Source organism: Gilliamella sp. B3367 (genome assembly GCF_026536825.1).
In the GTDB taxonomy this organism is placed as follows: domain Bacteria; phylum Pseudomonadota; class Gammaproteobacteria; order Enterobacterales; family Orbaceae; genus Gilliamella; species Gilliamella apicola_E.
Map to the genome: position 1 here is coordinate 371,062 of NZ_JAFNNJ010000002.1, position 12,380 is coordinate 383,441.

A 12,380-nucleotide genomic window follows, 5' to 3' on the forward strand; every position below is an offset into this window, starting at 1 on the left:
TAAAATTTAATAATTACATTTTACTCTTTATGTTAATTCAACAGCAAATTAAATTTTTTCAATCAATGACTTTCTTAGATCAACACAAAATAAGAAAGCTTTCAAACAAAAATCAAAATTTAGATACCATCGAACAAGCGATTGCTCAAGCTGTTGCACATTATAATGTTCGATTACAATCGTTACCTAAAGATATCGATTTTCCAGATAATCTACCAGTAGTTGATAAGAAAGAGGCGATAGCTGAAGCAATTAAAAATAATCAAGTTGTAATTATTGCCGGTGAAACAGGTTCAGGAAAAACGACACAAATACCTAAAATATGTTTGGAACTAGGCTTAGGTGTTAAAGGTTTTATTGGCCATACCCAACCGAGAAGGTTAGCAGCTCGTTCAGTTGCCAATCGTATTGCTGAGGAATTAAAAACAGAAATAGGCAACTTAGTGGGCTATAAAGTCAGATTTTCTGATCATGTCAGCGAAACTACTTTGGTGAAATTGATGACTGATGGAATTTTACTGGCAGAGATTCAGCAAGATAAATTATTACTTCAATACGATACTATTATTATAGATGAAGCTCATGAACGTAGTTTAAATATCGATTTTATTTTGGGATATTTGAAACAATTATTACCTAAACGTCCTGACTTAAAAGTCATCATAACTTCAGCTACAATAGATGTTGAACGTTTTTCAAATCATTTTAATCATGCCCCAATCATTGAAGTTTCAGGTCGAACCTATCCTGTCGAAGTTAGATACCGTCCAACAATTCTTAATGATGATTATGGAAATGACAGAAATAATGATTTTCAGCCTATTATAGATGCAATCGATGAATTATCTTTTGAAAGTAATGGGGATATTTTGATTTTTCTTACAGGGGAGCGTGAAATACGTGATCTGGCTGATACGCTAAGGAAAATTGAACTGAAACATACTGAGATTTTGCCTTTATATGCTAGATTATCAGCATCTGAACAAAACCGTATCTTTCAATCACACAGTGCTCGAAGAATTATCTTAGCTACAAATGTGGCTGAAACATCCTTGACCGTTCCTGGTATTAAATATGTTATCGATCCTGGTTTAGCAAGAATTAGTCGTTATAGTTATCGGACGAAAGTTCAACGATTACCAATTGAACCCATTTCTCAAGCATCAGCGAATCAACGAAAAGGGCGTTGTGGTAGAACTTCAGATGGTATTTGTATACGTTTATATGATGAACAAGATTTTTTATCTAGACCTGAATTTACTGAGCCTGAAATTCTTCGAACCAATTTAGCATCAGTTATATTACAAATGACTTCATTAGGCTTAGGTGATATAGCGGCTTTTCCATTTGTTGAAGCACCTGATTCTAGGTATATCCGTGATGGTATACGATTATTAGAAGAATTAGGTGCAATTTATACTAAACATCATCATTATCATTTGACTGAGATAGGACGAATTTTATCTCAATTACCTATTGATCCTAGATTAGCTAGAATGCTAGTTGAAGCTAGACGGTTAGGTTGTATAAAAGAAGTTATGATTATTGTGGCAGCACTATCAATACAAGATCCTCGAGAAAGGCCATTTGATAAACAGCAAGCTTCTGATGAGAAACACCGTAGATTTGCTGATAAAGAATCTGATTTTATATCACTTATCAATTTATGGAATTATGTAACAAATCAACAAGCCGATCTGTCGGGTAATCAATTTAGACGGTTGTGTAAAAAAGAATATCTTAACTATCTTAGAATTCGAGAATGGCAAGACGTTTATACACAAATTAGACAAACCATTAAACAACTTGCTTTTCCGATTAATAGTCAATTAGCAGATTATCGTTCACTGCATACTGCGTTATTAAGCGGCTTATTGTCACATGTTGGTATGAAAGAAATTGAAAAACATGAATATACTGGTGCTCGTAATATTAAATTTGCTATATTCCCTAATTCAGCCATCTTTAAAAATCAACCAAAATGGTGTATAGCTAGTGAACTTGTTGAGACAAGCCGTCTATGGGGTAGAACGGCTGCTAAAATTGAAGCAGATTGGATTGAACCATTAGCAAAACATCTAGTTAAATATAGTTATAGTGAGCCTAGATGGTCTAAAAAGAATGGGACAACTTTAGCCAATGAAAAAGTAACTTTATTCGGTCTACCAATTGTTGCAAACCGCATAGTTAATTATAGTAAAATTGACCCAGTACTAAGTCGTTCCTTATTTATTCGGAATGCTTTGGTTGAAGGTGATTGGCAAACTAATCACCAGTTTTATAAACAAAATCAGAAATTAATCAATGAAGTTGAGGATCTTGAACATAAATCTCGTCGTCAGGATATTCTGATTGATAATGATGATCTTTATAATTTTTATGATGAACGAATAGACAAATCAGTTATTTCCGCAAAACATTTTGATACGTGGTGGAAAAACAAACAAAAAATAGACCCTGATTTTTTAAATATTGAAAAAAATATGCTGATTAAACAATCAGCTCAACCTGTAAAAATAAACGATTATCCAGATTTTTGGTATCAGAATAACTTGAAATTACCTTTAACTTATCAATTTGATCTAGGTAATGCACGTGACGGTGTAACAATTTCTATTCCGCTTAATATATTAAATCAAATAAAAGATACAGGATTTGATTGGCAAGTACCTGGATTTCGTTATGATTTAGTTATTGCTTTAATAAAATCATTACCAAAATCTTTACGTAAAAGCTTAGTTCCTGCGCCTAACTATGCTGAGGCTTTTTTAAGTAGAGTTAATTCAATTGAACATCCATTACTTGAAACATTAGAAAATGAATTTAGGAAAATGACAGGTATAAAAATTCAGCCAACTGATTGGCAATTAGAACAAGTACCAGATTACTTAAAAATGAATTTTAGTATCGTTGATAAGGGACGAGAAATAGCTTTTGGCAAAGATCTAATGATGATTAAAGAACATCTTAAAACAGAAGTTCAAGAAGCATTATCATCGCTGACTCAAAAAAAATCTGTCAAAATAGAGAAAGATAATATTATTGATTGGAATTTTGGTCACTTACCAAGTATTTATGAAGAAAAACAAAATAATTATACAGTTAAAGCCTATCCAGCCATCATTGATAATCAAAACTCGGTCAGTATTAAACTGGTTGATTCACTTGAGGAACAAAAAAGATTAACTAAGCTCGGGATTAGACGATTGTTGATTTTAAATATTCCATCTCCAATTAAATATTTGCACGAAAAGTTACCAAATAAATCTAAATTAGGCTTATATTTTAATTCATTCGGTACAGTTCTTAACCTTATTGATGACTGCATTGCCTGTGGAATAGACTACTTGATTAAGAAGTACAATCAGAAAGTTAAAAATCAAGAACAATATCAAGAACTGTTAGGTTATACCAAAGAGCATATCAATGAAATTGTAGTGGATATAGCTAAACAAGTGGAATCAATTTTAACTCTCCATTTTAATATTAATAAAAAACTTAAAGGCCGTATCGATTTGTCTTTAGCATTTGCGTTATCTGATATCAAAGCGCAGCTAAATGAGCTAGTTTATAAGGGTTTTGTGGCAAAAACTGGTTATAACAAACTCCATGATATTTATCGCTATTTAACTGCTATAGAAAAACGGATAGAGAAGCTAGGAACTAATGTGGCTAAAGATAGACAGTCGATGAATATAATAGAAGAAGTGAAAAACGAATATCAAAGTTGGTTCAATAGTTTGTCAGAAAATCAAAAATCATTGAATGATGTTACGAATATTAAATGGATGATAGAGGAACTTAGAGTTAACTTATTCGCTCAACAACTCGGCACACCGTATCCAATTTCTGCAAAAAGGATAAAACAACAAATAGAAACTGTATCTTCTGAATTATAGAATATAATTATAAGGATAAAAAAGAAGGGCGCTTATGCGCCCATTTTGATTATTTATAAAGATCTACAAATACAGTGATGTTTGGCCCTTTAGAATCATGAGCAACTCGAGCAATATGATAATATTTAGCCCCAGCTTCTATTGCTCTTTTTCCTGCTTGATATGAAATTTCCTGATCAGTAACGTAGTAACCTCTAAATTTCAGTGTATCAAAGGCAACCATTTTAGCCGCAGTTGCATCGTTAAGTTCCTGAATTTTTCGCCCATCAGGAAGAGTGACAGTGTAACGAGTTACTCTTTGAGGTTCAGTGGCAACGGTACTTATTGTTTCTGTATTTGATGTTGTTGTAACTTTATTAGTTGCAGCAGAATTTGTTGTAGTTTTATCAATTACTTTATTATTAAATTTATCTGCATAATATTTCTCGTTAAATGCAGAAGGGGAGTAATAACCAGGTTTTTCAACCTGCATTGCAGCTTCTCCACCTTTAGCTAATGCTAATTGACCCGCTTCAGAATCGTAAGGAATAGCATTTTCAGGTTGTAATTTACGTTCAGGAGCATCTTTTTTAAATAAATAAGCAGCTACTTGAATATTACTGCCTAATTCTGAACGTGAATCTATGTAAAAGCCATATGCACCTTGCGCTGATGCTTCTTTAGCAATAGCTTGATTTACATCATAATCTGTCGGAAAGTATCCACGAATACGCACAATATTAAATGGTTCTAAGCGAATTGCTTTAGATTTTGGATATTCGTAAACACCTTCAAATTTACGTAAAGTTTCTGATTGTTCTAAAGCTTTAGGTGCGTCTGCTTTGTATAATTTTGCATAAACGATACGCAAAGTATCATTAGAAGGGCTGATATTTGTTGTTGTTATGTAAAAAGAAGCAGCTCCTTCATTGTCTGCAGCCTTTGACATAGCCATAACATAATCGCTATCAGTATAAAAAGCACCTCGAATCGTAATGCTTTTAAAAGATTGCATGCTGTTTGCTTGTTCTTCAGTTAATTGCTGAGCAGCAAAAGAACAAAATGGAATAAGCGCAACAGTTGTAGCGATAATTGTTTTCTTGAAACTTAACATATAAAAAACCTTACAATGAATTTTTAGTTATTTTAGCATAAATAAATTTAATTTCCTAAATCTATTAAAGCTTCCAAGTTATTGATATAAATATATTTACCTTTAGCTATTAAAATATTTTGCTCTTGTAATTTTGATAAATTACGACTTACAGTTTCAATCGTTAATCCTAAATAATTAGCTATTTCAGCACGGCTCATTGCTAGTTTTATATTTAAAGAAGAATGTCCTCTTTGCTGATATCGAAGGTAAAGAGAATAAATAAAGGTGGCCAGACGCTCATCTGATTTTTTCTGAGAATAGCAAAGAACCAATTTTTGATAATTATAAATGTCAGCACTTAATAATCTAAAGATTAAATCTCTAACATTCTTATTAGTATCAATTAATGTCATTAATTCATCATAATGCAGTTCACAGATTAGTGTGTTACTTAATGCCTGAATGTTGTTGTTATAAACTTTGGTTGAAATGGCGTCTAAACCAACAATATCTCCAGGTAGATAAAATCCATTAATTTGTTCATTATTTTCAGAAGTTGTAACAAATGTTTTAAGTGCACCGGAATGAACGATGAAGAATTTTTTAAATGGCGTTTTTGCTTTAACTATTATTTCGCCTTTTGAATAAGATCTTTTGCGTTCTAAAACACTACTTAATGTATTATTGAGTAACATCGGAATACAGAGCCCACCGAGACTGCATAATTCGCACGGAACAGAATAACTATTGGAACGTAATGTCTTATAAATACTATGCATAATATCCTAAATACAAGGGCTGTTGATTTGAAGTGATAAGGTTACCATATTTTGTCATAAAACAAAAATTGACCAATTTTTTTTGTATTTCTATTCAATAAAAAGAAAAGAAATAGAAAATCACTATTAAATTTTTAAATAACTACACTAAGTAATTAATCTAAACAATATAAATGAATTCTTGATAAAAGAATAGTCTTATAAAGATTTAGAATTGTTAATAGAGGGTGAGTGGCGAATAAATGAACTTAATTGATTTAATATCATTATTTAACATAATATACATTATGCGCACCAATATAGATTTATAAGAGAAGTGCGTTAAACAGCTTTTAAAAATTCTAAATTTTTTGGATCATCATAAAATGATGTTGGTTCTACATACCAACTCGGACGCTGACAATTAAAATCAATATTTATAACTCTGCACATCGGAATTACATTATTTTTCTGTTGTTGTAGATTCTGTAATTGCATCTTGCTTAATCCAATCGATAAAAGATCTTGTTCGTAACGCCAAAACGTTTTACGATCCATGGAATTTTTAACGAATTGATAACCATCATTCAATAACGCCCGATAAAACGAATAAATTTTATTTGACTTCGAATATGAGATTTTCCCTGTTCTAGTAACAGTAAAATAACTATCATTTAATAATGTTCGTATACGTTTATCATCATAAACATTCATATCTGCACCTTTTATAACAGACAATATATCCTTAAAAGCTATTTGCCATAATTCTCTAATAATATTAATGCCATTTTTTTGCTTATCTTTTTGATATTTAATAAATTTAAATAAGTTTCTAGGTATGCCATGCTTTTCTAAATAGCTATGTTTTAATCGCGCCTCGAACCTAACGCATTTTTTAGCCCAATCAATAAGATCAGAATTTGATAAGATATTGATTTTTCTTTGTAATAAATGATCTTGGTGTTTAGATAATGATAATTTTTCTAATTCGGATAATTGATTGATGACTTCATAAAATTTAAGATAAACTTTTAATGATTTAAGTTGACTGCCTGTATTCCATTCAACAGTTGTTTGATATTCACGGTTATAACGTGATTTTTTTGTTTGACCATTAGTAACATTTTTCAATGAATCAATAACCTGCTGAGCTATTAACTCATTATCAACATAAGCGGAATAAGTAACATCAATCCAATCCAAATTTGTGTTACAAATGTCTAATAAATCAAATAATTGAGGCATTCCGTAAGCCAAACCATTTAATAATTCAGTTGCACACAATTCTAAATTTTCTGATCCAAAAACATTATGACCTTGTAACAACTTTGCCGGACTTGCTTTTATTTCAACGCAGGGCTTCATAGTTATAGACCCAGCATGAATTTTCACCGCTAAACTACCGAAACTAGAAGGCAAAGATTCAAAAGGATGATTAAGATCTCGAACTTGCAAATCACCGTCAATGCAAAATTCAACAGTACGAGCACCAAGAGCGCAACCCGATAATTTACAAATTTCCATTAAATCGACATATTGCCCATACCTTCCGCCAAAATCATCATGTGATTTTGTCTGCAAAATAAAATCAGATTTAAAAGGTATTCTCAATAGCAATAAATCAATCATATCTGCATTAATGCATACACCTAAACAGTAATGTAAAATTGTCATAAATAAACGTGCATGTAAACACTCATGCATTAAAATATAAATGATGATATACAATACTGCATAAACCAAAAGACGTTTAGGAGTTAAAATGACAACGCAAAAACCAAAGAGAACTAGCCTAGCAATAAGCGCAGAAAGAAAACTAAGAATTGAAAGATTAGCAGTAGATTTAAGTTACAGAATAGGAAAATCCATTTCATGGACAGAGCTAGCAACGTACATTCTAGATAATTATGCAAAAGATGCGGTACAAGATATTATACATTCTGACAAAAAAATATAATAAAGGCTAAAATGTGTCAAAATGACACAAGGTTGAACTATTAAATAAAAGTAAATAAATTGATCATGAAAATAAGCAATAAATTTTACTGTTTACTTTTGAATTTAAATTATTTACCGTGGGAAACCACGGTAAAGTTCGGGTGTCACTGAACATCCGAACTCTAACCCCAAAAATTAATAAGGTATATATATGAATTATTATAAGGAGGCTTTCTTCTAACTATTTAATAAATTAGGAGAAAGTATGTTAAAACTAAAAAAACAATTTTCAAGACGTAGTATACGTAAAACGCGTGTAGGTGAAATTGAATATTATACTTATGTTCATAGTGAGTCACATAAACATTTCAGCACTAAACAAGAAAAAACTGCCTATTGCATTCACATGATTGAATATAAACAGTATAAACTAAAAATTAGGCCGTCAAGGGGAAGTAATATAGCCAATCCTTGGGATGATTACCCATCCTACGTATATAAGATGTCAAAAAGTTGGAAATATAAATCGAAAAGAAAAAGACAATATCATAACTGATATTAGTTATTTTAAAAATGTTATGTGCAATTCTAGATTGTAAGCCGTTGTCTACTATAATTTAGAATTAAACATAACATATTTTGCATTAGTTGAATGATAATTAATCATTTTTCGCAATAAACAAGGTCTGTAATAAATGTCCTTACTGCATAAAGTTGATACTTTTTGTTATAACATAATAAACCATTTTAACTCTTATTATGTGAAACTATATAACATAAACTATTTAATAGAAAGTTAAGTTATATAGATTGATTGGAATTTTATTTTCGTGTTTTCTTTAAAAAAAACGTTTATCTATCCCCTATTTTCTATTATTACGCAACAAACCTAATAAATACAATTAAATCAATGAATTAAAATTCAAATAATGTATATTATGTTAAATAATAGTATTATTACGAACTAAAATAACCCTTGTTACATTCACTATTATCGCTAAAATTTTTATATTAATGATAATAATTAACGAAAAAAACAATAATTTAACAATTATCAATATGTTAATCGTTACTCGTCAGTAAAATAACTTCACTACCTAGTACTGGGATTTTTAAAATATGTTTTTTGATTTTGCCCCAAACCTGCATTTCACAAGCTTTACAGTTGAATTTTAAAATTAATTCTTCATTATTATTTTGAATTAATTTCATTGGTGTTACTTTAGTTTTAACTCCTTGAATCCCTTTAGCTTGTTTTGGACATAAATTAAATGCAAATCTTAGACAATGCTTTGTAGTCATTAAAGGAACGTCATCTTTAACTTCGTGAGCTTCAAATGCACTCTCGATTAGTTTTACACCATGTTGAGCATAAAATTCACGAGCTTTGTGATTATAAACATTAGCTAAAAAACTTAATTGTTGTTCAGGATATATCGGTGTTGGATGTACTTGAGGTTTACGAATATTTCTTCGATAATTATTTAATCGCTCTAGAGTTAATTTATCAATAATATCTCGTCTTAACTGATTTAATTGACTGTTGGGAACAAAATAAGCTTGGTTTAAATCTATAATTAACTCTGCTAAATAATAGGTTGTCTGGCCTAACTTAGATAAACTATCTCTTATATTATTGAGAGCTTTATCCTGTTGCTTAGCTAGCTCAAATGGGCCTTTCAATTCAATTTTAACGCAACTACCCTCTTCACTCGATGCAATTAACTCCAAACCGTTTGCTATATTTTTAAGCCTAAATGTTACACCGATACGACGGCAACAAGATTCTTTTAATAAAATTTGTTGCCAATTATGATCTAAATTGCGATTAATTTGATAAGGTAATTTTATAGAATATAATGCTTTAGGTATTTCATTAGGAAATACTTGATAATGATTATTACCAATTTTTTCTACTTTATCAGCTCTAAAACCTATAATTTCCCTTTTGATTAAAACATTTAATCCATCACCATTAGTTAACGCTTGTTCTGATTTTATTACGATAGATTGTTTAGTAATTTTTATAATTTCACCAATTGTTAAGCCAATAAATTTGGGTGAATCAAATGCACCAATATTGGCTTGTCTACCTCGAACAAAATAATCGGTAGATCCTCTGTGGAATGTTCTATTTGGATCCGGGGTAAAAAAGTGTTCAGTTTTGCCACTCGATGCAGCAACAAAATCTGTGTTTTTTTCTAAAATATTATCTAATTTTTTACGATAAAATGCGGTTATATTTTTAACATAACTCAAATCTTTGTATCTGCCTTCAATCTTGAAAGATCTCACTCCGGCTTGTATTAACTCTATCAAATTATCAGACTGATTATTATCCTTCATTGATAAAAGATGTTTTTCATAAGCGACGATGCGACCTTGTTCGTCTTTTAATGTAAATGGCAATCGACAAGCTTGAGAACAGTCGCCTCGATTAGCGCTTCGACCCGTTTGTGCATGAGAAATATAACATTGACCAGAAAATGCAACACATAATGCGCCATGAATAAAAAATTCAATATTTGCATCAATTTGTTGATGTATGTTTGCTATTTCGGTTAAATTTAATTCTCTCGCTAAAACTATTTGAGAAAAACCTACATCGGAAAGAAATTTAGCTTTTTCTGGCGTTCTAATATCCATTTGGGTACTAGCATGTAAATCGATTGGTGGGATATCCATAGCTAATATTCCCATATCTTGAACTATCAAAGCATCCACACCAGCATTATATAATTGCCAAATTAGTTGTCTTGCAGCTTCAAGCTCATTGTCATGAAGAATTGTGTTTAAAGTTACAAAAACCTTAGAGTAAAAATGGTGGGCAAATTCTACTAGTTTAGCAATATCACTTACTGAATTACCAGCATTATGACGAGCACCAAATTGAGGACCGCCAATATAAATAGCATCAGCTCCATGTAAGATAGCTTCTTTTGCAATTTCTATATTTTTTGCGGGGCTAAGTAATTCTAATTTAGTAGTGTGTTGCCTATACATGAGAGATTCTCTGAGAAAATATTAGGATGGTATATTAAATTTTAATCAAAAAATGGCAAATACAATTAATATTTGCCATTGAAGTTTTTAAATATTATTTATTAAAGAATATTAGATTGATTACGCAATGCTTCAATACGTTTATCTAAAGGTGGATGAGATAAGAATAGTTGAGAAAATCTTGCTTTCTTCTCACCATTAATACAGAATGCCAAAATTGATGCTTCTTCACTTGGCTCATGACTCAATTTTAATTTTTCTAAAGCAGCAATCATTTTAGTAGACCCTACTAATTTCGCTGAGCCTGCATCAGCATGGAACTCTCGATAACGTGAAAACCACATAGCAATTATGCTTGCTAAAATACCAAATACAGTTTCAAAAATCATTACGATGAAATAATAAGCAAAAGTAGATAATCCTTCACTTCTATCTTCCAAAGCTTTTGTTACGATTGAAGCAAAAATTCGTGAAATAAAAATAACAAAAGTATTAAGTACACCTTGTAAAAGCGCCATTGTCACCATATCACCATTTGCAACGTGACTCATTTCATGTCCAATTACAGCTTCAGCTTCATCTTGAGTCATAGCGGCTAAAAGACCCGAGCTAACAGCTACGAGAGAATTATTTTTAGTTGCTCCCGTTGCAAAAGCATTTATATCTTCTGCTTGATAAATCGCAACTTGTGGTGTTTTTAATTTCAATTCATTTGCTTGACGATTAACTACATCTAAAAGCCATTGCTCTTGAGCGTTGCGAGGATTAGTAATTATTTTCCCACCAACAGAACTTAAAGCCATTCTTTTAGATAAAAGAAGTGAAATAAAAGACCCACCAAAACCAAATATAGCTGCAAATATAAGTAATCCTAATGTACTATGAGCATCAACGCCACAAATACTTAAAATAATACCAAATACAAACATAACAGCTAAGTTAGTTAGGATAAATAATCCAACTCGCATCATAAATAATTCCTCATTACTGTTTTTCTAATATGAATAATTTTACTTAAGAAGATAAATAAAATTTGATATATGATCGCAAAAATGTTGCATCTCTACAACCTCTTTAATATGAAATTTTGAAAGGATAAATTAAGTGACTATTTAATAGCCATTAAAGACAATGGTAAGTTAATAGCAATATTAATTTAGAGAATTTTGGAGGAGACCCTATCAGCCACATCCCACACACATATTTTTTACTTTGGCTGCTTCCTTCCGGACCTGACCTGATGAGCAAAAAAATGTTGCAAGAGGACCCATAGAGCCTCCATTGAAGAGGCGTTATTATGCTTTAATTAGCAAATTATTACAATATTTATAACGAAAAAAGAACTAACCTTCCTGTCTTGTAATAACAACAGAAAGGCTATTACATATCAAACGAAATTTAAAAATGTTTAACTATAGAGTTAAATTTTTCTCAATTCGTTCTCTAAATTTAATACCTGGTCTAAATGTGACAACTCGACGAGCTGAGATATCAACACTTTCGCCTGTTTTTGGATTGCGACCTGGTCGTGAATTTTTATCACGAACAGCGAAATTACCAAATCCAGACAGTTTAACAGGTTCACCTTTTTCTAAAGCAACACGAATTTCTTCGAAAAAAAGTTCAACTAGGACTTTAGCTTCTTGACGATCAATATCAAATTTATCGGCAAGACGATCTGCAATATCAGCTTTAGTTAATGTCATA

8 protein-coding genes and 1 other RNA gene are annotated in these 12,380 nt (G+C 31.1%); 2 read left to right on the plus strand and 7 right to left on the minus strand.

The features are described 5' to 3' along the window. Nucleotides 1-29: 29 nt before the first annotated feature. Nucleotides 30-3,899, plus strand: a complete 3,870-nt coding sequence (gene hrpA / locus J3U23_RS04730) for an ATP-dependent RNA helicase HrpA (RefSeq protein ID WP_267338645.1) — start codon at nucleotides 30-32, stop codon at nucleotides 3,897-3,899. A gap of 49 nt (nucleotides 3,900-3,948) precedes the next feature. Here hrpA and J3U23_RS04735 read toward each other — a convergent pair whose 3' ends face one another. The 3 genes from J3U23_RS04735 to J3U23_RS04745 all read right to left on the minus strand — a co-directional run bounded on the left by J3U23_RS04735 (nucleotide 3,949) and on the right by J3U23_RS04745 (nucleotide 7,406). Next, nucleotides 3,949-4,992, minus strand: a complete 1,044-nt coding sequence (locus J3U23_RS04735; protein ID WP_267338646.1) for a YdgH/BhsA/McbA-like domain containing protein — start codon at nucleotides 4,990-4,992, stop codon at nucleotides 3,949-3,951. Between the two features lie 47 nt (nucleotides 4,993-5,039). After that, on the minus strand, nucleotides 5,040-5,753 hold the full coding sequence (locus J3U23_RS04740) for a helix-turn-helix domain-containing protein (protein WP_065562825.1): 714 nt from the start codon (nucleotides 5,751-5,753) through the stop codon (nucleotides 5,040-5,042). A gap of 321 nt (nucleotides 5,754-6,074) precedes the next feature. Continuing rightward, nucleotides 6,075-7,406: a phage/plasmid replication protein, II/X family gene (locus J3U23_RS04745; RefSeq protein ID WP_267338647.1), complete on the minus strand. Its 1,332-nt coding sequence runs from the start codon at nucleotides 7,404-7,406 to the stop codon at nucleotides 6,075-6,077. Nucleotides 7,407-7,494: 88 nt separating this feature from the next. Between J3U23_RS04745 and J3U23_RS04750 the strand changes: the two genes are divergently transcribed. After that, nucleotides 7,495-7,689, plus strand: a complete 195-nt coding sequence (locus J3U23_RS04750; protein ID WP_267338648.1) for a hypothetical protein — start codon at nucleotides 7,495-7,497, stop codon at nucleotides 7,687-7,689. 1,043 nt (nucleotides 7,690-8,732) lie between these two features. Here the strand turns inward: J3U23_RS04750 and J3U23_RS04755 are convergent. The 4 genes from J3U23_RS04755 to J3U23_RS04770 all read right to left on the minus strand — a co-directional run bounded on the left by J3U23_RS04755 (nucleotide 8,733) and on the right by J3U23_RS04770 (nucleotide 12,379). Continuing rightward, a complete protein-coding gene (locus J3U23_RS04755) occupies nucleotides 8,733-10,673 on the minus strand; it encodes a peptidase U32 family protein (protein WP_267338649.1) in 1,941 nt (646 codons plus the stop codon). A gap of 101 nt (nucleotides 10,674-10,774) precedes the next feature. Next, complete coding sequence (gene htpX, locus J3U23_RS04760; protein ID WP_065734110.1) at nucleotides 10,775-11,644, minus strand: protease HtpX; 870 nt, start codon at nucleotides 11,642-11,644, stop codon at nucleotides 10,775-10,777. Nucleotides 11,645-11,849: 205 nt separating this feature from the next. After that, nucleotides 11,850-11,945: signal recognition particle sRNA small type (ffs, locus tag J3U23_RS04765), an RNA gene on the minus strand. A 140-nt stretch (nucleotides 11,946-12,085) separates the two neighbouring features. Beyond that, nucleotides 12,086-12,379: an integration host factor subunit alpha gene (locus J3U23_RS04770; protein WP_034882129.1), complete on the minus strand. Its 294-nt coding sequence runs from the start codon at nucleotides 12,377-12,379 to the stop codon at nucleotides 12,086-12,088. Nucleotide 12,380 lies beyond the last annotated feature (1 nt).

What these genes read in the sequence shown, in the direction of transcription:
- hrpA (WP_267338645.1), top strand. Translation starts at nt 30, where the DNA reads ATGTTAATTCAACAGCAAATTAAATTTTTTCAATCAATGACTTTCTTA.
- J3U23_RS04735 (WP_267338646.1), bottom strand. Translation starts at nt 4,992, where the DNA reads ATGTTAAGTTTCAAGAAAACAATTATCGCTACAACTGTTGCGCTTATT.
- J3U23_RS04740 (WP_065562825.1), bottom strand. Translation starts at nt 5,753, where the DNA reads ATGCATAGTATTTATAAGACATTACGTTCCAATAGTTATTCTGTTCCG.
- J3U23_RS04745 (WP_267338647.1), bottom strand. Translation starts at nt 7,406, where the DNA reads ATGACAATTTTACATTACTGTTTAGGTGTATGCATTAATGCAGATATG.
- J3U23_RS04750 (WP_267338648.1), top strand. Translation starts at nt 7,495, where the DNA reads ATGACAACGCAAAAACCAAAGAGAACTAGCCTAGCAATAAGCGCAGAA.
- J3U23_RS04755 (WP_267338649.1), bottom strand. Translation starts at nt 10,673, where the DNA reads ATGTATAGGCAACACACTACTAAATTAGAATTACTTAGCCCCGCAAAA.
- htpX (WP_065734110.1), bottom strand. Translation starts at nt 11,644, where the DNA reads ATGATGCGAGTTGGATTATTTATCCTAACTAACTTAGCTGTTATGTTT.
- J3U23_RS04770 (WP_034882129.1), bottom strand. Translation starts at nt 12,379, where the DNA reads ATGACATTAACTAAAGCTGATATTGCAGATCGTCTTGCCGATAAATTT.